Genomic DNA, 23,233 nt, shown 5'->3' with positions numbered 1-23,233 from the left:
CAGCTTCGTGGTCACGACGAGGCCCCGATCTCCGCCGCCCGCTCCGACCCGATGGTCGCTGCTCGCTCCACCGCTCGCACGATGTTCTGGTAGCCCGTGCACCGGCAGAGGTTCCCGGCGATCATGTCCCGGGCCCGCTCGTGCGTCGGGCACGGGTCGCGGCGCAGCCCGGCAGTGATCGTCGTCAGGAAGCCGGGCGTGCAGAAACCGCACTGCAGCCCGTGGCACTCCGCGAACGCCTGCTGCACCGGCGAGAGCGCGCCGTCCGGCTCCGCCAGCCCCTCGACGGTGGTGATCTCGTAGGCCTGGGCCGCCACGGCCGGCATCAGGCAGGCCCGGACGGGCTCGCCGTCGAGCAGGATCGTGCAGGCGCCGCAGACCCCGTGCTCGCAGCCGACGTGCGTGCCGGTGAGGCCCAGGTCGTGGCGCAGCGCGTCGGACAGCAGCCGCCGCGCGGGTACCCGGATCTCGTGCGGTAGCCCGTTCACCCGCAGCCGGACCTGGTGCAGCGTCTCGCTCATCGCGTGGCTCCCTTCACGTTCGCGGTCGCGGCGGCCACGACCCGGTCGGTCAGGATCCGGACCAGCTGCCGCCGGTAGGCCGCGGTGGCGTGGATGTCACCGATCGGGTCGAGGTGCTCCAGCGCCGCGTCGGCCCGGTCCTCCGGCGCGACCCCGGTCAGGTCGACGACGGCCGGGACATCGCTCACCGACAGGTAGCCGACCCGGATCTCCTCGCCCTCGACCATGGCCGCCGCACCGACCAGGGCGTAGTCGCCGTGCCGGCGGGCGATCTCGTCGAAGGCGACCCCGGCACCCGCCGGCAGCGCCGGGAAGAACGCCGAGACGGCGATCTCGTCCGGCCGCACCGACGATTCCAGCGGGCCGGTGAACAGCTCCGCCGCGGCGATCGTGCGCCGTCCGGACGACCCCTCGACGTCCAGCGACCCGCCGAGCAGGCTCAGCACCACCGGCATCTCGGCGGAGGCATCGGCGTGCACCAGCGAACCGACGGTCGTCCCGCGGTTGCGGATCGTGGGATGCGCGACGTGCGCGAGGGCCATCGGGACCAGCGGCTGGCTCCGGGCGACGGCGGACGACTCCAGCACCGCGGTGTGCCGGGCGAGCGCACCGACGTGCACTCCGTCCCCGGTCACGGTGATCGCGTCCAGGCCGGGCAGGCCGTTGATGTCGACGACCATCGACGGCGCGGCCAGCCGCATCGAGAGCAGCGGGACCAGGCTCTGACCGCCGGCCATCACCTTGCTGTCCGGTGTGGACAGCGCGGCGACGGCGTCGGTGATCCCGCCGGGCCGGACGTAGTCGAAGGGCGCGGGTTTCACGGTTCCGAGGTCACCTCCTCGTCGGTCGCGGCACGCCTGCGGGAGCGCAGCCCCACCGCGTGGAAGTAGACGAGCACCAGGACCGTCCCGAGCGCGATGCCGCCGATCTCGAAGCCGTTGCCGAAGTCCAGCGCGACGCCTCCGATGCCGGCGACGAGTCCTCCCGCGAGGCCGACGAGGTTGCGGGGTCCCCCGAAGTCGACGCCGTTCTCCACCCAGATCTTGGCGCCCACCAGGGCGATCATCCCGTAGAGCACCAGGGTGATTCCACCGAGCACGCCGCCCGGGATGGCGGCGACCAGCACCCCGAACTTCGGGCAGAGGCCGAGGCCGATCGCCGCGACGGCCGCCACGTAGTACGCGGCGGTGGAGTACACCCGGGTCGCGCCCATGACGCCGATGTTCTCGGCGTAGGTGGTCGTCGGGGACCCGCCGAACAGGCTGGCCAGGGCGGTCGCGGCGCCGTCGGCGCCGAGCGCGCGTCCCATGTAGGGATCGAGGTCGTCGCCGGTCATCTCGGCGACCGCCTTGACGTGGCCCAGGTTCTCGCCGATCAGCGCGATCACGCCCGGCACCACCAGCAGGAAGAACACCAGGGAGAAGCTCGGCGCGTGCACGGCGGCCACGCCGTCGTCCAGGGTGCCGCTCGGCAGGCCGAACCAGGCGGCGTCGCCGAGCCCGTCGAAGGTGACGCGCGGGTGCGGCTCGGGCGTGCAGCCGTCGCCGCCGCAGGAGGTGATCGGCCCGAACATCAGGTCGGACAGGAACGAGAGCACGAAGCCGAAGACCAGCGCGAGGAACACCGCGATCCGGCCCCAGAATCCCGGGAAGAGCACCGCGGCGAACACTAGGAAGGTCGCGGTGAGCAGTGCGCTCCACTGGTCGACCGTCCAGTAGACGCTGGCGACCACCGGGGCCAGGTTGAACCCGATCAGCATGACGACGGCGCCGGTGACCGAAGGCGGCAGTACCGCGTGCAGCAGCCGCGGCCCGGCGAAGTGCACGAAGACGCCGACGAGGAGCAGCACCACCCCGGAGAGCAGGATCGCACCGGTCACGTCCGCGGAGTCTCCGCCGAGCGCCCGGATCGCCGCGACCCCGCCCACGAACGCGGCGCTGGTGCCGAGGTAGCTGGGGACCCGGTTCCTGCAGACGACCAGGAACAGGATCGTGCAGAGCCCGGAGAACAGGATGGCGAGGTTCGGGTCGAGCCCCATCACCACCGGGAAAACGAACGTCGCGCCGAACATCGCGACGACGTGCTGGACGCCGAGTCCGACGGTCTTCCCCCACGGGAGCCGCTGACGGGCTCCGACCGGCTGGCCCGGAGCGGGGTCGACCACCTCCCACGTGAACATCGACATCTCGGGTCCCTCCGGTTCGGTGCCTCGCGGATCCACTCAACGAATCCACTCAAGCTAATGAGACCCAGGTCGCACCTCGACGGCGATCGTTGCCGATTGGTCCGCGGATCCGTTGGCATGAAGTGATGACGCGGACCTCAGAACGCGATCTTCAGCCCCTGCAGCGCCACCGCGACGTCGAGCCGCAGGTTCGGGTCGGTGGCCAGCGGCCCGAGCAGCCGCTCGAGCTTCGAGACCCGGTAGCGCATCGTGTTGTAGTGGAAGAACTGCAGCCGCGCGGCCTCGGCGACGTTGAAGTTGGTGTCGATCAGGATCTGCAGCGTCTCGCGCAACTCGGCCGCCTCCGGCGTGGGCTCGGCGAGCGGGCCGAGGGCGTCCCGGACGAACGAGCGCAGCTCGGCGGGGTCGGGGAGCAGCGCGAGGAGCCGGTGCAGGCCGAGCTGGTCGAAGAAGGTCGTGCTGCCCCCGCCGGAGATCCGCCGGCCCACCTCGACCGCGCGCCGGGCCTGCCCGTAGGCCTCCGGCAGGGAGTCGACGCCGGCGACCTGACGGCTGACCCCGGCCGAGAACTGCCGACGGCCCCCACCCCTGTCCCCCGTCATCGCGGTCACCGCGCGCCGGACGATGTCCCGCCCCGCCGGGCCGGTGTCCCCCTCCCCGGTGACCGGTAGCAGGGTCACGACCTCGGAGGAGAAGTCGACGGTCGGGATGCCCCGGCCGAGCACCGGGCAGACCTGCCGCCACCCGGCCGCGAACCTCTTCTGCCAGGCCCGGCGCTGCTCGCCGGAGACCGGCTCGTCGGTCGGGTCCAGCTCGGCGGACACGACCACCATCGGACGGCGCAGGTCCCAGCCGAACGTGGCGGCGTGCTCGGCGACGTAGGCGGAGTCGGCGGTGCGACGCAGCAGCAGGTCGCGCAGGAAGTCGCCCTGGTACTTCGTCTCGACCGCGGTGACCGCCTCCTCCCGGGTGATCAGCAGCGCGGCCACCGCGGCAGCACGTTCCATGGCGTGCACGTCGTCGGAGGTGAGCCGGGCATCGCGGCGCACGCACACCAGCCGGGCCAGGTTCGTGCCGCCGGCGGCCACCCGCAGGGTCCGGGCCTGCCCACCGGCGACGCCGACGCCGTCGGCACCCATCCGCTCCACCCGCAGCCGCCCGGTCGGGTCGACCAGGTCGTGCTCGACGAGCAGCCGGTGCACGTCGGCGGACAGCGCCGAGGCGCGCACCCGGCCGTCGGTGGAGGTGAACGCGACACCGACGTCGAGCGCCCGGCCGACCTCGGCCGCGATGCCGGCGAGGTCCCCGCCCTCCAGTGCGATCTGGGTCAGGCCGGTGTGCAGGGCGTCCACCCGGGCGAGCGCGGCACGGGCCGGCCACTCCGGATCCGCGAGATCGTCATTCAGCAAGTGTTGCCCCTCTCGGGCACTGAAGGTGGCACAAGTTAACATCGGATCGCGGGGTTGCCCAGGCTAGCGTCGAAGACTGTGATCCCCGTCAGCGCGCCCGTCCGGGCCCGGGACCGGCTCCGGCGGGCCCCGGACGGCCCGGTCCGGATCGTGCACCGCGGGCCGGACGCGGTGTACCTCGCGCTCGACGACGGGTGCCTCGGCGTCACCGGTGCCGGCGCCGTCGCCGTGCCGTGCGCGCTGCACTCGCGGGTCGCACGGTTCGACGTGCGGACCGCGGCCGTGCGCGCCGGGGTGCTGCACCTGGACGGCGAGCCGCTGGCCGTCCGGCGGTTGGTCGACACCCGTGTCCCCTCGTTGCCGGCCCTCCCGGCCGGCGCCCCGCCCGCGCCGGCCCGGATGTCCGCCGTCGGGCTGCCCACGGCCGTCACCCCGGACACCGCGGGGGACCTCGTCGGCCGGGGCGAGGGCCTCACCCCGCTCGGCGACGACGTCCTGTGCGGCTGGCTCGCGCTGCACCGCGCCGCCGGAGCCGACACGACCACGGTCGACGTGGCCGTCCGCGCGCACCTGCACCGGACGACCCTGCTGTCCGCCACGCTGCTGCGCTGCGCGCTCGACGGCGAGGTGATCCCCCGGTTCGCCGCGTTCGTCGCCGCGCTGGGCTCGCCCGCCGAGCCCGCCGCGGAGGCGGCGCTCGCGGGTGTCGGGCACAGCTCCGGCACCGGGATGGCCTACGGCGCCCGCCTCGCCCTGGCCGTCCTGCGCCCCGGACCACCCGGCCTGCCCGTACCCGACCGCTCCGAAGGAGTTGCCGCATGACGACCCATGTCGAGGTCAGGCCCGGCGCCTACGCCGACTCGGTCACGCTGTTGCGCGTGAGCCGGACCGTCCAGGGGTTCGACGGCGTCGCCGCGGCCCAGGTCGCCATGGCGACCCCGCTGAACGTCGACGTCCTGGCGGGCATGGGTTTCGAGGTGCCCACCGGCGCCGGGCCGAACGACCTGCTGGTGGCGGTCCGGCTGGAGGCGGGCCCGGACGCGCTGCCCGCCGTGCTGGCCGGAGTGGATCAGGCGCTGCAGGAGGCGAACCGGCCCCGGAAGGGCACCGACGTCGCGCTACCCCCACGGACCACCGGCTCCGCGCTGGACCGCTCCCCCGCACCGATCGCGCTGGTCTCGGTCCCGGGACCGCACGCGACGGTCGAGGCGATGGACGCGCTCGACGCGGGCAGCGATGTGCTGATCTTCAGCGACAACGTGCCGGTGGAGCAGGAGGTCGCGCTGAAGCGGACGGCCGCGCAACGCTCCCTGCTGGTGATGGGCCCGGACTGCGGCACGGCCGTCGTGCACGGGCTGGGGCTGGGGTTCGCCAACACCGTCGCGCCCGGGCCGGTCGGCGTCGTCGCGGCGTCCGGGACCGGCGCCCAGCAGCTGCTGGCCCTGCTCGACCACGCCGGCGTCGGGGTCGGCTCCGCGCTGGGCGTCGGCGGCCGGGACCTCTCGGCGCAGGTCCGCGGGCTCGCCACCCGGGAGGCGCTGCGCCGGCTGGACGCCGACCCGACCGTGGCGATGATCGCGCTGGTGTCCAAGCCACCGGCGGACGACGTGGTCGACGAGATCGGCGAGTTCGTCGGGTCCCTGGACACGCCGGTCGAGCTCGCCCTGCTCGGGCCGGGTCGCCCGGACCTGACGGCCGCCGCCGAAGCGGTCCTCGAGCGGCTCGGCCGCCCGGTGCCGGAGTGGCCGGTGCACGGCACGGCCCGTCCGGCGGCCGGCGGGCGGTACCTGCGCGGGCTGTTCGTCGGCGGCACCCTCGCCACCGAGGCGGCCCGGATCGCCGAGGCCGCCGACCCCGGGACGGGCCACACCTTCGTCGACTTCGGCGACGACGCCTACACCACCGGCCGCGCGCACCCGATGATCGACCCGACACTGCGCCTGGACCACCTCGCGAAGGCGCTCGCCGACCCGGACACCGCCGCCGTGCTGCTCGACGTCGTGCTGGGGCACGGCGCCGAGCCCGACCCGGCCGCGACGCTGGCACCGGCGCTGGCAGGAGCCGGGGTCCCGGTCGTCGTCACCGTCGTCGGCACGGACGCCGACCCGCAGGACCTCCCCCGCCAGATCGACGCGCTGGTCGCCGCCGGTGCCGAGGTGCACCGGTCCAACGCCCGGGCCACCCGCCGGGCGCTCGACCTCGTCCGGAACGGAGCCACCCCGTGAGCACAGCGACCCCCGACGCCGTCGTGACGGCCGGCACCGACCTGCTCGCCGACGCCGTCGCCGGACAGGCGATCCCGGTCACCCGGGTCGACTGGCGGCCGCCGATGGCGGGCACCGCCGACGACCTGGTCACCGTGGCCACCGACCCGCTGCGCCGGGCGGCGAACGAGCGGGCGCTCGCCGCGATGCTCGGCGTGACCGCGACGCTGGTCGATGTCGCGCCCGCCGCCGAGGTGCTCGGCCTGGAGCGGGGGCAGTTCCTGCACGCCGGCCCGCCGATCACCTGGGAGCGGGCCTCGGGCCCGCTGCGCGGCGCGCTGATGGGTGGGGCCGCGCTGGAGGGCCTGGTCGACGACCCCACCGACGCACCGGCCCTGTTCGAGGCCGGGACCTCGGTGTCGCTGGAACCCTGCCACCACCGCTCGGCGGTCGGCCCGATGGCCGGCGTCGTCACCCCGAGCATGTGGATGTTCGTGCTGGAGGACCCCGCCACCGGGCGGCGGACCCACTGCTCGCTCAACGAGGGCCTCGGCAAGGTGCTGCGCTACGGCGCGTACGCACCGGAGGTGCTGGACCGGTTGCGCTGGCTGCGCGACGTCCTCGGCCCGCTGCTGCGCGTGGCGGTCCGGGCGGTGCGCGAGCACGGTTCCCCGGTCGACGTCACCGCGATCCTCACCCAGATGCTGCAGATGGGCGACGAGGCACACAACCGCAACCGGGCCGGCACCCTGATGCTGCTGCGCGACCTGTCCCCCGCGCTGGTGTCGGGGGCCGCGACCGCCGGCTTCCCCGCCGACGACGTCGCCGCTGCGCTGCGGTTCGTCGGCGGCAACGACCACTTCTTCCTCAACCTGGCCATGCCGGCCTGCAAGCTCGCGCTGGACGCCGCGCGCGGCGTCGAGGGGTCCACGATGGTGGTCGCGATGGCTCGCAACGGCACCGACTTCGGTATCCAGGTCTCCGGCACCGGCGACGAGTGGTTCACCGGACCGGCCCAGCTCGCCGACGGCCTGTTCCTGGGCGACTACGGCCCGGACGACGCCAACCCGGACATCGGCGACTCGGCCATCACCGAGACGGCGGGGATCGGCGGCTTCGCGATGGCCACGGCGCCGGCGATCGTGCGGCTCGTGGGCGGCACGGTCCCGGACGCCCTCGCCACCACCCGCCGGATGCGCGAGATCACCCTCGGCACGAACCCGCGGTGGACCGTTCCGGTGCTGGAGTTCGCCGGGGTGCCCAGCGGCATCGACGTCACGAAGGTGTGCCGCACCGGCGTGCTGCCGCAGATCAACACCGGGATGGCCGGGAGGGTCGCGGGTGTGGGGCAGGTCGGCGCCGGGCTGGTCACACCGCCCGCGGGGATCTTCCCGGAGGCGCTCGCCGGCCTCGCCGCGCGCACCCGGAGCCGCGCCTGAGACGCGCACGACGACGGGCCGGGTGGTGACCACCCGGCCCGTCCGTCGTCGTGTGCGGGGCTGCGGGTCAGACCCGGCGCAGCAGCCGGACCACGACCGTCGTGAGGACCAGCCAGAGGATCGCCGCGACGCCGTAGTTCAGCGTCACCGCCAGCTTCGGCTGCGCCGGCACGAACAGGTTCCCGAGCCCGAGGTTCAGCTGCCCGGCCCAGGACGAGACGTACTCGGTCAGGAAGTTGGCCGGGTTCGCCTCGAGCAGGGTCAGCACGATGTGCGCGACCAGGACCGCGACGATCACGAGACCGACGATCCGCACGATCGTCGCGATGATCCCGAGACCGTGTCGCACGGTCGTTCCCACGGTTGTCGTCATCGAGCACCCTCCCGGAAGTGGTCGGCGCCATGGTCGCATCCGGCGCCGTTACCAGCCGGTACAACGAGCTACCCGGCGTCGGGTTGTGACCCGTTCGTTGCGACCGGATATCGATCGCCTCGGGCGCCGGGTTGCCGTGCAACGGGGGGTCGGGTCTACCGTAGAGGCCATGGCGCACCTGCTCCTTCGCCGCCGCGGCGGGGTCTGACCGACCGGCCCCTCGTCGCGGGGTCTCGCGTGTCCGCCGGTCGCCACGACCGTCCGACACCCGGGAGCTGTTCTTTCGTGACCACCTCGCCCGACTCCTACGAGTCCCGCGTCCGCAGCAACGTCCGCACCCCCGAGGGTGCCCCGCACTCCGCCCAGCCGGCTTGGAACCGCCAGCGCGGTTCGCAGATGCCGTTCCACCGGTACAAGCCCTTCGCCGAGCTGGTCGAGCCGGTGTCGCTGCCCGACCGGACCTGGCCGGACAAGGTCATCGACCGGGCGCCGCTGTGGTGCGCGGTGGACCTGCGCGACGGCAACCAGGCGCTGATCGACCCGATGAGCCCGCTGCGCAAGCGGCGCATGTTCGACCTGCTGGTACGCATGGGCTACAAGCAGATCGAGGTCGGCTTCCCGGCCGCCAGCCAGACCGACTTCGACTTCGTCCGCGAGATCATCGACGAGGGCGCGATCCCGTCCGACGTCCAGATCCAGGTCCTGACCCAGGCCCGTCCGGAGCTGATCGAGCGCACGTTCGCCGCCTGCGAGGGCGCGCACTCGGCGATCGTGCACCTCTACAACTCGACGTCGATCCTGCAGCGCCGGGTGGTCTTCCGCGCCGACCGCGCCGGCATCAGCAAGATCGCGACCGACGGCGCCGAGGAGGTGGCGCGGTTCGCCGAGAAGTACCCGAACACGGACTGGACGTTCCAGTACTCCCCGGAGTCCTACACCGGCACCGAGCTGGAGTACGCGGTCGAGATCACCAACGCGGTCTCCGCGATCTGGCAGCCGACGACGGAGCGCCCGATGATCGTCAACCTGCCGGCGACGGTGGAGATGGCGACCCCGAACGTCTACGCCGACTCGATCGAGTGGATGCACCGCAACCTGGACCGCCGGGACTCGCTGGTGCTCTCGCTGCACCCGCACAACGACCGGGGCACCGGGATCGCCGCCGCCGAGCTGGGCTACCAGGCCGGCGCGGATCGGATCGAGGGCTGCCTGTTCGGCAACGGCGAGCGCACCGGCAACGTCGACCTGGTCGCGCTGGGGATGAACCTGTTCACCCAAAGCGTCGACCCACAGATCGACTTCTCGGACATCGACGAGGTGCGCCGCACCGTCGAGTACTGCAACCAGCTGCCGGTGCCCGAGCGCCATCCGTGGGGCGGTGACCTGGTCTACACGGCGTTCTCCGGCTCGCACCAGGACGCGATCAACAAGGGTTTCGACGCGATGCGCGCCGACGCCGCCGAGGCCGGGCGCCACGTGGACGACCACCCGTGGGAGGTCCCGTACCTGCCGGTCGACCCGCGCGACATCGGCCGCACCTACGAGGCCGTCATCCGGGTCAACTCGCAGTCCGGCAAGGGCGGCATCGCCTACGTCATGAAGGCCGAGCACCAGCTGGAGCTGCCGCGCCGGCTGCAGGTCGAGTTCTCGCACGTCATCCAGGCCTACACCGACTCCGAGGGCGGTGAGGTCGAGCCGAAGACGATGCGGGACGCCTTCGACACGGAGTACCTGGGCCGGGAGACCCCGCTCATGCTGGTCCGGCACCGGGTCACCAGCGACGGCGAGGGCCGCGACGAGATCGTCGCGACCGTTCGCGTCGAGTCCGACCTGCACGAGATCAGCGGCTCCGGCAACGGCCCGATCGCGGCGTTCGTGGACGCGCTGGCCGGGATCGGATTCGACGTGCGGGTGCTCGACTACCACGAGCACGCGATGGGCGGCGGCGACGACGCCCGCGCCGCGGCCTACGTCGAGTGCGCCGTCGAGGAGAAGGTCTTCTGGGGCGTCGGGATCGACAGCTCGATCACCAGCGCCTCGCTGAAGGCCGTCGTCAGCGCCATCAACCGGGCGCTGCGGTAGGCGCTTCGCGCCCGTGAGTGGTTATGTGGGCCAGGGCCCACATAACCACTCACGGGTGTCAGCCGGGGTGATCCGGCCGTCGCGGATCGCCTCGGCGTGGTGACAGGCCACCCGGTGCCCCGGATCGGCTCCCTCGATCACCCGCAGGGCGGGACGTTCGGTGTCACAGCGATCGGCTTGCCGCCAGGGGCAGCGGGTATGGAACCGGCACCCCGGCGGCGGCGCGGCCGGTGAGGGCAGGTCCCCGGTGAGCAGGATCCGCTCCCGGGTGTCCTCGGCGGACGGGTCCGGCTGGGGCACGGCGGAGAGCAACGACCGGGTGTAGGGGTGCAGCGGCTCGTCGTAGAGTCCGCCGGCCGGTCCCTCCTCGACGATCGACCCCAGGTACATCACGCCGACCCGGTCCGACACGTGCCGGACCACCGCCAGGTCGTGCGCGATCACCAGGTAGGTCAGGCCGAGCTCGCGTTGCAGCGACCGCAGCAGGTTGAGCACCTGGGCCTGCACCGAGACGTCCAGCGCGGACACCGGTTCGTCGGCGACGACCAGGTCCGGCTCGACGCACAGCGCCCGCGCGATCCCGATCCGTTGCCGCTGCCCGCCGGAGAACTCGTGCGGATAGCGGCGCAACGCCGCCTCGGGAAGCCCGACCGCCGCCATCAGCCCGCGCAGCCGTTCGGCGTCGGCGTCGGCACCCCGGGACAGGCCGTGGGCGGCCAGTCCCTCGCGCAGCATCGAGCCGACCGACTGCCGGGGGTCCAGGCTGGACAGCGGGTCCTGGAAGACCATCTGGAACCGGCGCCGCATCCGGCGCAGCGACTCGCCCGCCAGACCGGCGACGTCGGTACCGTCGAACCGCACCGATCCCGCGGTCGGCTCGGTGAGCTTGAGGATCGCCCGGCCCAGCGTGGACTTGCCGCAGCCGGACTCCCCCACCAGGCCGTAGGTCTCACCGGGCTCGATCGACAGGCTCACCCCGTCGACGGCGCGGACGTGCCCGACGGTGCGCTGCACCAGCACCCCCCGGGCGATCGGGAAGTGCACCTCGAGGTCGTCGACCTGTAGCAGGGCGGTCATGCATCCGCTCCGATCGGGACGGGGTTGTGGCAGCGCAGCAGCCGGTCGCCCTCGTCCGAGACGGCCGGGGTGACGGCGGTGCAGGTCTCCAGCGCCCGCGGGCAGCGCGGGGCGAACGCGCACGCGCCGTCCCACGGCAGGTTGTCGGCCACCGAGCCGGCGATCGCCGGCAGGTGCTCGGCCGGGTCGGAGTCCAGCCGCGGGATCGACCCGATCAGCCCCGCCGTGTACGGGTGCCGCGGACCGGCGAACAGGGTGTGCCGCTGCGCCCGCTCCACCACCCGGCCGCCGTAGAGCACGTTGACCCGATCGCACAACCCGGCGACGACGCCGAGGTCGTGGGTGATCATCACCAGCGCCGTTCCCGTCTCGGCGACGAGATCGCCCAGCAGCTCCAGGATCTGCGCCTGGATGGTCACGTCGAGCGCGGTCGTCGGCTCGTCGGCGATGAGCAGCCGCGGGCGGCAGGCCAGCGCGATCGCGATCAACGCGCGCTGCCGCATCCCGCCGGACATCTGGTGTGGGTAGGCCGTCAGCCGCTGTTCCGGGTCCGGGATGCCGACCCGCCCCAGCAGCGCGACCGCCTCGGCCCGGGCCTCCCGCTTGTCCATCCCGCGGTGCCGGGTCAGCGCCTCGGTGATCTGCACGCCGACCGGCACCACCGGGTTGAGCGAGGACAGCGGGTCCTGGAACACCATCCCGATGTCCCGGCCGCGCCGCCCCCGCAGCTCGGCGTCGGAGAGCGCGAGCAGGTCCACCGGCGGATCGCCGTCCAGCAGCACCGTCCCGGACACCCGCGGGGTCCGGCCCGGCAGCAGGCCCATGATCGCCAGCGAGGTGACCGACTTGCCGCAGCCGGACTCGCCGACCAGGCCGACGATCTCGCCGGGCTCGACGTCGAACGACACCCCGTCGACGGCGACGACCTCCGGCTCGCCCTTGCGGACGAAGCGCACGGACAGGTCCTGTACGTCCAGCAGGGAACTCATCGGCGTCCCTTCGGGTCGAGAGCCTCGCGCAACGCCTCGCCGAGCAGCGTGAACCCGAGCGCGACGATGATGATCGCGATCGCCGGGTAGAACGCCAGCGCGGGACGGACGTCGAGGAACGGTTGCGCCGACGCCAGCATCAGGCCCCACTCCGCACGGGCCGGGTCGGCGTCGCCGAGGCCGAGGAAGGAGAGCGCGGCGGCGTCCAGGATCGCGGTGGCCAGGGTCAGCGTGGCCTGCACGATCACCGGCCCGATCGCGTTCGGCAGCATGTGCCGCAGCACGATCGACCGCCGCCGCACCCCGAGCGCGGTCGCCGCCAGCACGTGGTCGGACTCGCGCTGGGCGAGCATCGAGCCGCGCAGCAGCCGGGCGAAGATCGGCACGTTGACCAGCGCCACCGCGATGATCACGGTGGTCTGGCTGGGCCGGGCGGCCAGCGCCGCGACCGAGATCGCCAGCAGCAGCGACGGGATGGAGAGCAGCACGTCGGTGACCCGCATCAGCACGGTGTCCACCCAGCCGCCCGCCGCGCCCGCGACCGCCCCGACCAGTGCGCCGACGGCGAGCCCGGACAGCGTGGCGAGCACCCCGACCAGCAGCGTCTGCCGGGACGCCAGCAGCATCCGGGAGAACTCGTCGCGGCCGTTCTGGTCGCTGCCCAGCGGGAAGCCGTCCTGCGCCCCCGGGATCGAGCCGGGCCGCAGCTGCTCGAGCAGCTCCGGGAACGCCTGCGCCGGGTCGTGCGGGGCCAGCAGCGGCGCGAACACCGAGACCAGCACGAACAACCCGATGATCACCGCGCCGACGATCGCGGTGGGGCTGCGCCGCAGCCGCCGGAACGCGTCCGCGCCGAGGCTGCGACCGGCGGTGTCGTCGATCCGCTCGCGGCGCTTCTGCGCCCAGGTCGTGGCCGCGTTCACCGGAGCCTCACCCTCGGGTCGATGATCGCGTAGGACAGGTCGACGAGCAGGTTGACCAGCACGTAGACCAGCGCGCCGAGCAGCACGACGGCCTGCAGCCGCGGGTAGTCCCGGCGCTCGATGCCCTCGGCGATCAGCGTGCCGATCCCGCCCCAGTTGAAGACGGTCTCGGTGAGCACCGCCCCGGCGAGCAGCAACCCGGTCTGCAGGCCGATCGTCGTGGACACCGGCAGCAGCGCGTTGCGCAGCACGTGCCGTCCCCGCACCGTGCCGGGCGCCAGGCCCTTGGCGTTGGCGGTGCGGACGAAGTCGGACTCGAGCACGTCCAGCACCGACGCCCGGGTGATCCGCACGATCACCGCCAGCGGGATGGTCGCCAGCGCGACGGCGGGCAGCACCAGGTGCATGATCGCGTCCCAGCTGGCGTCGAACTCGCGGGTGAGGACACCGTCGAGGATGGCGAAGCCGGTGACGTCGGTGGCGTCGATGCCGACCGCCTGGCGGCCGGACGGCGGGAACCAGCCCAGCTCGACGGCGAAGACCTGCTTGAGCACGTAGCCCAGGAAGAACACCGGGACCGCCACCCCGACCAGCGTGCCCAGGATCGTGACGTTGTCCCACGGCCGGCCGCGGTAGCGGGCGGCGAGGTACCCGAGCGGGATGCCGGCCAGCACCGCGAGCAGCAGCGCGGTGACCGACAGCTCGACCGTGGCGGGCAGGGCGCGGCCCAGCTCGGTGAGCACCGGGTCGCCGCTGACCAGCGACGCGCCGAAGTCACCGGTCACCGCGCGGCCCAGGTACTGCAGGTACTGGATGGGGATCGGCTGGTCCAGGCCCAGCGTGCGGTTGAGTGCCGCGATCGACTCCGGGGTCGCCTTGTCGCCGAGCAGCGCGCCGGCCGGTCCGCCGGGCAGCGAGCGCAGCCAGGCGAACAGCAGCAGGGACAGGATCAGCAACGTCGGGATGACCTGGAGCAGGCGGCGCACGACGAAGCGCAGCATGCGTGGACGTCCTCCGTGGTGGGAGACGGCGCGACCGGGCGCCGCGGGGTGTCCGCGGCGCCCGGGAGCGTCAGTTCTTGCTGACGGTGACGAAGCGCTCGTCGGTCAGCGGGGACGGGATCAGCCCCTGGACGTTCTCGCGGACCACGATCGCCGGACCGGTGGTCAGGATCGGGACCGCGGGCAGGTAGGTCGACATGATGTTCTTGTTGGCCTGCTCGTAGGCGGCGGCGTGGCCCGCCGGGTCCGGGATCGCGTCGGCCTTGGCCAGGTCGGCGAACATCGCCGGGTCCTGCGGTCCGAACTCCGCCTTCTCCCGGCCGAAGAACGTGCCGACGAAGTTGCCGGCGTCGTTGTAGTCGCCGGTCCACCCGAGCATGTGCAGGTCGTGGCTGCCGGCCTTCTGGACGTCGTCCTTGTACCCGCCGTTCCACGGCCGGGCGACCGGGTTCACCGTGATCCCGACGGCCTCCAGGTTCGCCGCCATCGCGGAGAACAGGTCGGCCGGGTTCGGCATGTAGGGCCGGGTGATCTCGGTCGGGTAGTAGAAGTCCAGGGTCATGTTCTGCGCACCGGCCTCGGCGAGCAGCTGCTTGGCCTTCTCCGGGGCGTACGGGTACTTCTGCACGTCCGGGGTGTAGCCGGCCACGGTCGGTGGGACGAACTCGTCGGCGACCGCGGAGCCCTCGGGCATCTTGGTCCGCACCAGGGAATCCCGGTCGACCGCGTGCGCGATCGCCTGCCGGACCCGGATGTCGCGGAGCTCGGGGGTGTTCTTGGTGTTGATGCCGAGGTAGAGGATCGAGAACGGGTCCCGGATCAGCACCTGGTGGCCCTGGTCCTTGAGCGTGCCGTAGTCCGCCGGGGACGGGTAGTCGTAGCCGTCGATGGTGCCGGCGGCGAGCTCCTGCTTGCGGGCGTTCTCGTCCGGGATGACCTTGAAGATGAGCCGGTCCAGCTTCGCCGGCTCACCCCAGTACTGGTCGTTGCGGACCAGGGTGATCGTGTTGGCCGCCTTGTCGTAGCTCTCGAACTTGAACGGCCCGGTGCCGGTCGGGTGCTCGGTGGCGTAGGCGGGGTAGGTGAACGAGTCCCCGCTCTGGGTCACGGCGTTCGCGTCGTACTGCTGCATGGCCGTGGGGCTGGAGATCGAGAACGAGGTGAGCCCGAATGCGGCCGGGAACGCGCCCTTGAACTGGTTCAGCGACAGCACCGCGGTGGTCGGGTCCTGGGCGGTGCAGGACTTGTAGACCGGCTCGCCGGACGCGTCGCCCTCGTTGGTCTGGAAGCCCTCGAAGACGTCGCCGTAATAGATCATCTGGCTCTGGGCGGCCGCGCCCTTCATCTGGAACCAGCGGTCGAAGTTGGCGCAGACCGCCTCGGCGTCGAGGGCAGTGCCGTCGTGGAACGTGACGCCCTCGCGCAGGGTGAACGTCCAGGTCTTGCCGTCCGGGGTCGACTCCCAGCTCGTGGCGAGACCGGGCTCGAGCTCGGTGGTGCCCTGCTTGTAGGTGATCAACGTGTCGTACATCTGACGGGCGGGCCGGAAGCTCTCGCCGTCGTCGTTGAAGATCGGGTCGAAGTTCTTCGGGGCACCGGCGGCGCCGAAGACGAACGTCCCGCCCCCCTCGCCCCCGGCGTCCCGCTCCGAGGTCGCGCACGCCGTCATCGAGACGGCGAGCAGTCCCGCCGTGACGGCGCCGACCCATCGTCGCGCGAGCGCTCCGTTGCTGCTCATGCATCCCCCACTGGTGGCCGGGTGACGCCTCCCCGATGTTTGCGGGGCGACATCGCGATGAGCACGAAACCTATAGCGCTGCGTTACCGATCGGTAGACCTGCACATCACGAAAGGGGAACTTCTTGGACGCCCGTACCGGTTCGCGCGGACGCCCGGTGCACGTCCCGGTAGTGGGCGATCATCCGGTCGGACTCCTCGGGTGTGAGCGCGTCGGCCCGCAGACCGGTCAGCACCGTCCGGAAGGTCGCCAGGTCCTCGACGCCGTCCAGGAACGTCTCCCCGGCATGGCCCTCGGTGTGCACCAGGTCCGAGCCCAGCTCGGCCGGGATCTCGAGCACCGCGAACCGGCCGGCGTGCGCCCGGCCCACACCGGCCGAGAACGGCAGGACCAGTAGGTTCACCGACGGCAGCTTCGTCAGCTCGAGGAGCCGGTCGAGCTGGTCCGCCATCACCGCGGGCCCGCCGGTCGCCCTGGCCAGCACCCCCTCGTCGACCACGGAGTGCAGCCGCAGCGGCGGGTCGGCGGTGAGCGCCTCGTGCCGTCGCCGCCGCAGGTGCACGAGCTGGTCGATCTCCCAGGCCGCGTGTCCCGGCAGCCGGCTGCGCAGCACGGCCTGCGCGTAGTCGGGCGTCTGCAGCAGCCCGTGCAGCACGGCGAGGTCGAACGCGTCGATGCCGGTGGCGTCGGTCTCGACCGCGGTGTAGCGGCCGGGCGCGGGCAGCACGTAACGCTCGGTGCGCAGCCCCTCGGTGAAGGGTTCCCACCAGCCGCGGGTCCGGCTCTGGGTCACCAACCGGCGGAGCATGTCGGTCTCGACCTCGGCGACGACGCCGAAGACCCCGAGCAGTGCCTCGACGTCGGCCGACCGCGGCACGCCCTTGCCGTTCTCCAGCCGGCTGATCTTCGACGTCGAGCAGGCCAGCTCGCGAGCGACGTCCTCCAGCTTGAGCCCGGCGTTGCCGCGCAGCCTGCGCAGCTCGGCCCCGAGCCGCCGGCGTGCACCGGTGGGTTCCTGCTCCACCCCGCCCGACCTCCCCGTTCGCTCCCGATCCCCGGCCTCGCCTGCGAGGACCGGTCCAGTGCAGTGCAATCCCGTGCCCGATGCAATCCCACCATCTGTGCAAATTTCATCGATTTTGCAATTGCACGCAGGTCCGGTCTGCGCCACCCTGGAGTTGCCGGAGGTGACGGGTGACACACCGCCCGCGGTCCGGTCGCCATCGGGACGACGGCACACGGAAGGGAGATTCGAGATGATCCGCACTGCACAGCACGGGGGGTACCGCACCGGGAAGTTCCTGCGCGTACGCACGGGGCGGTGGTCGCCATGACCGTCCTGGTGATGCTGGCCCTGGCCGGGCTGGTCGTCATGATCCTCACCGCCGTGGTCATCGGCGTGACCGACTCCGCCCAGCGCGGGGCGTGGCGCCGGATCGCCGACGAGCGTCGACGGTCGTGGGAGCGCCGGCAGCGTCAGCTGCACGGGGACCGGTTCCACGTCGACGCCTGGGGCGACGAGGACACCGACTGAGGCTTGCCGAAGGAGACGGCAACTCCGACTGAGGCTTGCCGAAGGAGACGGCAACTCCGACTGAGGCTTGCCGAAGGAGACGGCAACTCCGACTGAGGCTTGCCGAAGGAGACGGCGACTCCGACTGAGGCTCGGTTCCGGTTCCGGAGTTCCGCGGTGCGCTACAGGGCGCGGCGCCCGGCGAGCGCCCGCCCGAGCGTCATCTCGTCGGCGAACTCCAGGTCGCCACCCATCGGCAGCCCGGAGGCCAGCCGCGTCACGGACAGCCCGGGGAAGTCACGCAGCAGCCGGACCAGATAGGTCGCGGTGGCCTCGCCCTCGGTGTTCGGGTCGGTGGCGATGATGACCTCGGAGATCGCCGTCTCGTCGGCGGCCGGGCCGGTCCCGCCGAGGCGGGCGAGCAGCTCCCGGATCCGCAGCGTGTCCGGGCCGACCCCGGCCAGCGGGTCCAGTGCCCCGCCGAGCACGTGGTAGCGCCCCTTGAACTCGCGGGTGCGCTCGACGGCCAGGACGTCCTTCGGCTCCTCGACCACGCACAGCAGGGTCGGGTCGCGGCGGGCGTCGGCGCAGTAGCGGCACCGGGTCTCCGCCGAGACGTTCCCGCACACCTCGCAGAACGCGACGCCCTGCTTGACCTTCTGCAGGACCTCCTGCAGCCGGGCGATGTCCGCGGGATCCGCGGCCAGCAGGTGGAACGCGATCCGCTGGGCGCTCTTCGGACCGACGCCGGGCAGCCGGCCCAGCTCGTCGATCAGGTCCTGAACCGGGCCCTCGAACACCTCAGGCGCCCGGAAGGCCCATGCCGCCCATGCCACCCATGTCGAGGCCGCCGGCCAGCGGACCCATCTTCTGCTGCTGCAGCTCCTGGGCCTTGCCGACCGCGTCGCCGAGGGCACCCGCGACCAGATCCTGCAGGGTCTCGACGTCCTCCGGGTCGACCACCTTCGGGTCGATCTTCACCGAGCGCGGCTCCAGGCCGGCGGTCACGGTGACCTCGACCAGACCGTTCCCGGCCTGCCCGGTGACCTCGGCGGTGGCCAGCTCGGCCTGGGCCTGCTGCAGCTGCTGCTGCATCTTCTGCGCCTGCTGGAGGATCATCTGCATGTCGGGCTGCTGACCGGGTTCCACCGCGTGTCCCTCGCTCTCGGTCGTGCTCGGCCGCGGTACCGCGTCCGGGGACGATCCCCGACACGGCCTGTGCGGTCGTCTCCCCCGCCAGGGTAGCCATGTCAGGCTCTCCGACCGTGTCCGCCCCGATCCGGCCCGTCGCCGCCGCGCTCGCCGCCGCCGCGCTCTGCACGGCCTGTGCCGGTGCCACCCCCGCCGCCCCATCGGCCAGGGACTCCACGACCGCCACCACGCCGGGGACCACCGCACCGGTGGCTTCCACGCAGGCCGCGCCGGAGCCGCCGGTGGTGCTGCTGGATCCCGGGCACAACGGCGGCAACGCGGACCATCCGCGGGAGATCAACCGTCCCGTTCCGGACGGGCGCGGGGGCACAAAACCGTGCAACACCACCGGCACCTCGACCGACGACGGTTACGCCGAGCACGCCTTCACCTGGGATCTCGCCCAGCGGGTGCGGGCCCGGCTGGAGGCGGCGGGGGTGCAGGTGGTCCTCACCCGGCCCGACGACGCCGGCGTCGGGCCCTGCGTGAATGCCCGCGGCGCCGCCGCAGCCCGGGCCGGTGCGGCGGTCGCGGTCTCCCTGCACGCCGACGGCACGGCCCCGTCCGCACGCGGGTTCCACGTCGCGTACGCCGATCCGGCGGTCCCCGGAGGGGAGGCGTCACCGGAACTCGCGACGGCCCTGCGGGACGCCCTGCGCGACGCCCGGTTCGCCCCGGCGGACTACATCGGCCGGGACGGCCTGGACGGGCGCGACGACCTCGCCGGGCTGAACCTGTCCCGGGTGCCGACTGCCCTGGTGGAGGCCGCGAACGTGCGCAACGCGGCGGAGGCGCGGCTGGTCTCGACGCCGGCGGGCCGGGACCGGTACGCGGACGCCGTCGCCGACGGGGTGCTCGGCTACCTCCGGCGCTGAACCGGGCGGACGCTACCGGTCCATCGCGCGGGCGCCGAGCTGCGAGCTCAGCAGGTCGATCGCGGCCGCTTCCGGGTCCCGCCGCTCGCCCGGGGCCGCCGACTCCGCGGCCGCCTCGGCGAGCATGGCCTCCTCGTCGTCGGCCTCGCTGCGCGCCTTCCCGCCACCGCTGCCCGCCGGACCGGGCCTGCCGGACCCGCGCCCGCCGGGGTCGCCCTCCGCCGGATCGGGTGGGGCGTCATCGGGTGGCGGCTCGGGCGGCAGCGGGACTCCGCTGTCGCCGCCGGACGACCCGCGGTCACGCCCCTCCGGCTGCGGCCGCGGCGCGGCGCGGCGCTCCGACGGCCGCTGCGGCGCCGGCTTCGGTGCACGCTCCGGCGCCGGTCGGGCGCGCGCCGCGCCGGCGTCGCCCTGGTCGCAGCGGACGTGCCATTGCACACCGAGCACGGCGTGCAACGCCTCGGCGATGACGTCGGTGTTGCGCTGCTCGGACAGCCGCCGGGCCAGCGGCGGTGCAGCGATCGTGAGGACCAGGGTGTCCCCGTCGACGGCCCGGACGGTGGCGTTGACCAGCAACGCCTCGGTGCTGCGGCTGCGCTGCCGGACCGCGGCGAGGATCTCGGGCCACACCCGGCGGACCGCGGTGGCGTCCAGCGAGGACGCTGCCGGTGCGGGCTGCGCGGACGCCGGCGGTGCCGCGTCCGCGGGCGCACCGTCCCGGGGCGGCGCCGGGGCCGCCCCGACCGGCTCGGCCTGCCCGACCGGCTCGGCCTGCCCGCCGTCGGTGGGGCGGGGTTCCGCCGGCGGGGCGCCCGCACCGGTGCTCGCGGTCGCCGGCGGCGCGTCGGTACCGGCCGGGCCGCCGGTGGCCGCCGGAGCAGGGGCGTCCGCGGCCGCGCCGCCGCCGGGGCCCGACGCAGGGGTATCCGTACCGGCCCGGGAGCCGTCGGGGCCTGCCGAGGAGACGTCCGCACCGGCCCCGGCGTCGGGCGTCACCGGGGACGCATCCGTGCCGACCGCACCGGGTGCCGGCCCGGCACCCGTCGGGGCGGCCGAATCGTCGGCCGCCGGTTCGGCAGCGGCTGGGGCACCGTCGGGTGCGTCGGTCCGGCCGTCCGCCGTCTCGCCGTCGGGGGCCGGGACGGGCTCAGCGGTTCCGGCCCCGCCCGAGCCGCGAGCGCGCTCCGCCGGGGCCGCCTCCGGCCCGGAGCCCGGCGTGCCGCCCTGACCTGGCTGGGCGGCGCCGCTCGGGGCGGCGTCCTGCGCCGCACCGGCCGACGAGCGGGGCGCCGCGCCCCCACCGGAACCGGGCGCCGGGCCGTCCGACCCGGCTCGCCCGCCGGACTCCTGCTGCGTGGCGGCACCGGTCGCCGGGGAACGCGGTCCCGCGCCGTCCGCCTCGCGGGCCCCGGCCTCGGGGCCCTGGTCGCGCTCGCTGGGTCGCACGAACCGGCGGCCCGCACCCTCGCCGGCGCCCCCCGTGGGCTCGGCGGCGATCGCGTTCCGCCGCTCGACCCGCTCGACCCGCTCGAGCAGCCCGCCGTCGGAGAGCGTCGCCGCCGGCAGCAGCATCCGCGCGCACAGCAGCTCCAGCACCAGCCGCGGCGCCGTCGCACCCCGCATGTCGATCAGGCCCTGGTGCAGGATCTCGCCGTAGCGGGTCAGCGTCGCGGGACCCAGCCGGGCGGCCTGGTCGGCCATCCGGGACAGCTCGTCGTCCGCGCCGTCGACCAGGCCCTGCTCGGCCGCGTCCGGGACCGCCTGGACCAGCACCAGGTCGCGGAAGCGTTGCAGCAGGTCGGAGGCGAACCGGCGCGGGTCGTGTCCGGCCTCGACGAGCCGGTCGACGGCGGCGTAGACGGCCGCGCCGTCGGCCGCGGCCAGCGCGTCCACCGCGTCGTCGATCAGGGCCGCGTCGGTGACGCCCAGCAGCGCGACCGACCGGTCGTAGGTGATGCCCTCCGGCCCCGCCCCGGCCAGCAGCTGGTCCAGCACCGAGAGGGTGTCCCGGGCGGAGCCGCCACCGGCCCGGATGACCAGCGGGAACACCGGCGGCGCGACGGTGACGCCCTCGTCGGCGCAGACCCGCTCCAGCAACGAGCGCATCGTCCCCGGTGGGATCAGCCGGAACGGGTAGTGGTGCGTGCGGGACCGGATGGTCGGCAGCACCTTGTCCGGCTCGGTCGTCGCGAACACGAAGACCAGGTGCTCCGGCGGCTCCTCGACGATCTTGAGCAGCGCGTTGAAGCCCTGGGTGGTCACCATGTGCGCCTCGTCGACGACGAAGACGCGGTAACGCGACTCCGCAGGCGCGTAGAAGGCGCGGTCGCGCAGCTCGCGGGCATCCTCGACGCCACCGTGCGACGCCGCGTCGAGCTCGATGACGTCGATGTTCCCCGGCCCCTCGGGGGCCAGAGCCACGCAGGAGCCGCACTCGCCGCACGGGTCCGGCGTCGGCCCCTGCACGCAGTTCAGCGAGCGGGCCAGGATCCGGGCCGAGGACGTCTTCCCGCAGCCCCGCGGCCCGGAGAACAGGTAGGCGTGGTTGATCCGGCCCGCGGTCAGCGCCGTCGCCAGGGGCTCGGTGACGTGCTCCTGCCCCACGACGTCGGTCAACTTGGCCGGGCGGTACTTGCGGTACAGAGCCAGAGCCACGGGGCGAGGCTACCGAGACACCCCGACAGCCACGGAAGGGTGGGCGGACGGGCCCGAAACGTAAAGGGGACCCCGCGCACCCGCCAGAGCCTGTTGACCCTTGCTGCCTTCCGGCCCTGGGGGAGTTCACAGGATGGACGCCGCACGGGGTCCACGGACAGTGTGCCACGTTCCGGGCCCCCGGACCGGACGGGGGCGGTGCCCGGCCATGCACACCGGCAGGTAGTCTTCTTCGCGGAGGATTCGCCTAGTGGCCTAGGGCGCACGCTTGGAAAGCGTGTTGGGTTCACGCCCTCGCGGGTTCGAATCCCGCATCCTCCGCCAGCCTGAACAGGCAGAACGTCGGGTGCATCCCATCGTGGGTGGCCCGGCGTTCGGCGTTCAGTCTCATTTCCAGTCTCACTTCTCGTCCTGCCGGCCCCAGATCAGGCCGCCCACGCGCTGGGCGACATCGCTGCGCATGACCCCGGTGATGTGCTGGTAGCGGGCGCCATCGCCGCGGTGGACGGCCCATCAGGTCCGTGATCGCGCGCGGGACGCCGAGGATTCACCCGCTGCCCCGTTGTTCGAAGTCGCTGAGCGTGTCGCCGTCGACCCGGGTCCTCAGCTGGCAACCACAACAGTGAGGCTGCACGCCGCCCCCTCTTTCACGACCTGATCGCTGACGGCATTCCTCCTCCCGGCTACGCCACCGACGACGGAGCCGGGCTCCACTACCGCGGAACCGATCTGCACGAGGCCCTCATCGAGTGTGCAGATGCAGGTGCCTACTGCGTCGAGCGAGAACCCGACGGCACCGCGAGGGAGACATCGCTACCGACACGACTGCTGACCTAACGGGACACTGTCGCGACGACGACGTCGTGGGTGGCCCCGTGCGACGACAACCGGGTACGTCTCGGCACCCTGACTCCAGAGGCGGATGAGGTTGGTCGGCGTTGCCGTTGGCTGCCTTCCGTTGCTCGGAGGAGGCTCCGGCGCAGCAATCGCCGGGCACACCCCGTCGCAGGTGGCCCGGCGGTCGTCTTCCCGGGTTCGCCTCGCCCGTCGCGGCGCCG

20 protein-coding genes, 1 tRNA gene and 1 other RNA gene are annotated in these 23,233 nt (G+C 73.3%); 7 read left to right on the top strand and 15 right to left on the bottom strand.

From position 1 onward, the window contains the following. Positions 1-11: 11 nt before the first annotated feature. The 4 genes from ACLFMI_RS04915 to ACLFMI_RS04900 form a co-directional block, all read right to left on the bottom strand. Complete coding sequence (locus ACLFMI_RS04915; RefSeq protein WP_410946520.1) at positions 12-521, bottom strand: (2Fe-2S)-binding protein; 510 nt, start codon at positions 519-521, stop codon at positions 12-14. Further along, positions 518-1,342 carry an FAD binding domain-containing protein gene (locus ACLFMI_RS04910; RefSeq protein ID WP_410946519.1) on the bottom strand — a complete coding sequence of 275 codons (825 nt, stop codon included), beginning with the start codon at positions 1,340-1,342 and terminating at the stop codon, positions 518-520. Before ACLFMI_RS04910 ends, ACLFMI_RS04915 begins: the two co-directional genes overlap by 4 nt. Then, on the bottom strand, positions 1,339-2,700 hold the full coding sequence (locus ACLFMI_RS04905) for a uracil-xanthine permease family protein (RefSeq protein WP_410946625.1): 1,362 nt from the start codon (positions 2,698-2,700) through the stop codon (positions 1,339-1,341). The genes ACLFMI_RS04910 and ACLFMI_RS04905 overlap by 4 nt, the downstream gene beginning before the upstream one ends. A 143-nt stretch (positions 2,701-2,843) precedes the next feature. Continuing rightward, positions 2,844-4,115: a PucR family transcriptional regulator gene (locus ACLFMI_RS04900; RefSeq protein ID WP_410946518.1), complete on the bottom strand. Its 1,272-nt coding sequence runs from the start codon at positions 4,113-4,115 to the stop codon at positions 2,844-2,846. 78 nt (positions 4,116-4,193) lie between these two features. On the opposite strand from ACLFMI_RS04900, the gene ACLFMI_RS04895 reads away from it, so the two are divergent. From ACLFMI_RS04895 to ACLFMI_RS04885, 3 genes are read left to right on the top strand one after another with little or no spacing between them, the layout of a single operon-like run. Further along, positions 4,194-4,937 carry an oxamate carbamoyltransferase subunit AllH family protein gene (locus tag ACLFMI_RS04895; protein WP_410946517.1) on the top strand — a complete coding sequence of 248 codons (744 nt, stop codon included), beginning with the start codon at positions 4,194-4,196 and terminating at the stop codon, positions 4,935-4,937. Continuing rightward, positions 4,934-6,340 carry an FdrA family protein gene (locus ACLFMI_RS04890; RefSeq protein WP_410946516.1) on the top strand — a complete coding sequence of 469 codons (1,407 nt, stop codon included), beginning with the start codon at positions 4,934-4,936 and terminating at the stop codon, positions 6,338-6,340. Before ACLFMI_RS04895 ends, ACLFMI_RS04890 begins: the two co-directional genes overlap by 4 nt. Continuing rightward, positions 6,337-7,758 carry a YlbE family protein gene (locus ACLFMI_RS04885; RefSeq protein WP_410946515.1) on the top strand — a complete coding sequence of 474 codons (1,422 nt, stop codon included), beginning with the start codon at positions 6,337-6,339 and terminating at the stop codon, positions 7,756-7,758. The genes ACLFMI_RS04890 and ACLFMI_RS04885 overlap by 4 nt, the downstream gene beginning before the upstream one ends. A gap of 67 nt (positions 7,759-7,825) precedes the next feature. Here ACLFMI_RS04885 and ACLFMI_RS04880 read toward each other — a convergent pair whose 3' ends face one another. Beyond that, positions 7,826-8,131, bottom strand: coding sequence for a hypothetical protein (locus tag ACLFMI_RS04880; protein WP_410946514.1), 306 nt, complete (start codon positions 8,129-8,131; stop codon positions 7,826-7,828). Between the two features lie 285 nt (positions 8,132-8,416). On the opposite strand from ACLFMI_RS04880, the gene leuA reads away from it, so the two are divergent. After that, positions 8,417-10,213, top strand: a complete 1,797-nt coding sequence (gene leuA, locus ACLFMI_RS04875) for a 2-isopropylmalate synthase (protein WP_410946513.1) — start codon at positions 8,417-8,419, stop codon at positions 10,211-10,213. A 21-nt stretch (positions 10,214-10,234) separates the two neighbouring features. On the opposite strand, the gene ACLFMI_RS04870 is transcribed toward leuA, so the two are convergent. From ACLFMI_RS04870 to ACLFMI_RS04845, 6 genes are all read right to left on the bottom strand, one after another. Then, complete coding sequence (locus tag ACLFMI_RS04870) at positions 10,235-11,290, bottom strand: ABC transporter ATP-binding protein (protein WP_410946512.1); 1,056 nt, start codon at positions 11,288-11,290, stop codon at positions 10,235-10,237. After that, entirely contained in the window at positions 11,287-12,279 is a 993-nt protein-coding gene (locus ACLFMI_RS04865) for an ABC transporter ATP-binding protein (RefSeq protein ID WP_410946511.1), read from the bottom strand. Before ACLFMI_RS04865 ends, ACLFMI_RS04870 begins: the two co-directional genes overlap by 4 nt. Continuing rightward, positions 12,276-13,202, bottom strand: coding sequence for an ABC transporter permease (locus ACLFMI_RS04860; RefSeq protein ID WP_410946510.1), 927 nt, complete (start codon positions 13,200-13,202; stop codon positions 12,276-12,278). Before ACLFMI_RS04860 ends, ACLFMI_RS04865 begins: the two co-directional genes overlap by 4 nt. Next, positions 13,199-14,203: an ABC transporter permease gene (locus tag ACLFMI_RS04855; protein WP_410946509.1), complete on the bottom strand. Its 1,005-nt coding sequence runs from the start codon at positions 14,201-14,203 to the stop codon at positions 13,199-13,201. Before ACLFMI_RS04855 ends, ACLFMI_RS04860 begins: the two co-directional genes overlap by 4 nt. A 70-nt stretch (positions 14,204-14,273) precedes the next feature. Beyond that, positions 14,274-15,941 carry an ABC transporter substrate-binding protein gene (locus ACLFMI_RS04850; RefSeq protein WP_410946508.1) on the bottom strand — a complete coding sequence of 556 codons (1,668 nt, stop codon included), beginning with the start codon at positions 15,939-15,941 and terminating at the stop codon, positions 14,274-14,276. A 106-nt stretch (positions 15,942-16,047) separates the two neighbouring features. Further along, positions 16,048-16,965, bottom strand: coding sequence for a helix-turn-helix domain-containing protein (locus ACLFMI_RS04845; RefSeq protein WP_410946507.1), 918 nt, complete (start codon positions 16,963-16,965; stop codon positions 16,048-16,050). Positions 16,966-17,271: 306 nt separating this feature from the next. Between ACLFMI_RS04845 and ACLFMI_RS04840 the strand changes: the two genes are divergently transcribed. Continuing rightward, complete coding sequence (locus ACLFMI_RS04840; protein WP_410946506.1) at positions 17,272-17,475, top strand: hypothetical protein; 204 nt, start codon at positions 17,272-17,274, stop codon at positions 17,473-17,475. A gap of 161 nt (positions 17,476-17,636) precedes the next feature. Here the strand turns inward: ACLFMI_RS04840 and recR are convergent, their stop codons facing one another. Next, positions 17,637-18,254, bottom strand: a complete 618-nt coding sequence (gene recR, locus ACLFMI_RS04835) for a recombination mediator RecR (protein ID WP_410946505.1) — start codon at positions 18,252-18,254, stop codon at positions 17,637-17,639. Position 18,255: 1 nt separating this feature from the next. Further along, a complete protein-coding gene (locus ACLFMI_RS04830; protein ID WP_410946624.1) occupies positions 18,256-18,579 on the bottom strand; it encodes a YbaB/EbfC family nucleoid-associated protein in 324 nt (107 codons plus the stop codon). Positions 18,580-18,719: 140 nt separating this feature from the next. Here ACLFMI_RS04830 and ACLFMI_RS04825 point away from each other — a divergent pair, with 140 nt between their 5' ends. Beyond that, entirely contained in the window at positions 18,720-19,520 is an 801-nt protein-coding gene (locus tag ACLFMI_RS04825; RefSeq protein ID WP_410946504.1) for an N-acetylmuramoyl-L-alanine amidase, read from the top strand. A 12-nt stretch (positions 19,521-19,532) separates the two neighbouring features. Here the strand turns inward: ACLFMI_RS04825 and ACLFMI_RS04820 are convergent, their stop codons facing one another. Continuing rightward, complete coding sequence (locus ACLFMI_RS04820; protein WP_410946503.1) at positions 19,533-22,175, bottom strand: DNA polymerase III subunit gamma and tau; 2,643 nt, start codon at positions 22,173-22,175, stop codon at positions 19,533-19,535. Positions 22,176-22,236: 61 nt separating this feature from the next. After that, positions 22,237-22,331, bottom strand: an RNA gene (gene ffs / locus ACLFMI_RS04815) — signal recognition particle sRNA small type. 80 nt (positions 22,332-22,411) lie between these two features. On the opposite strand from ffs, the gene ACLFMI_RS04810 reads away from it, so the two are divergent. Further along, positions 22,412-22,499: transfer RNA gene (locus ACLFMI_RS04810), tRNA-Ser, on the top strand. Positions 22,500-23,233: the final 734 nt, after the last annotated feature.

It is taken from the genome of Pseudonocardia nantongensis, from assembly GCF_046546495.1.
Classification (GTDB): Bacteria; Actinomycetota; Actinomycetes; order Mycobacteriales; family Pseudonocardiaceae; genus Pseudonocardia; species Pseudonocardia nantongensis.
This window is presented reverse-complemented; position numbering and strand designations above follow the sequence as displayed.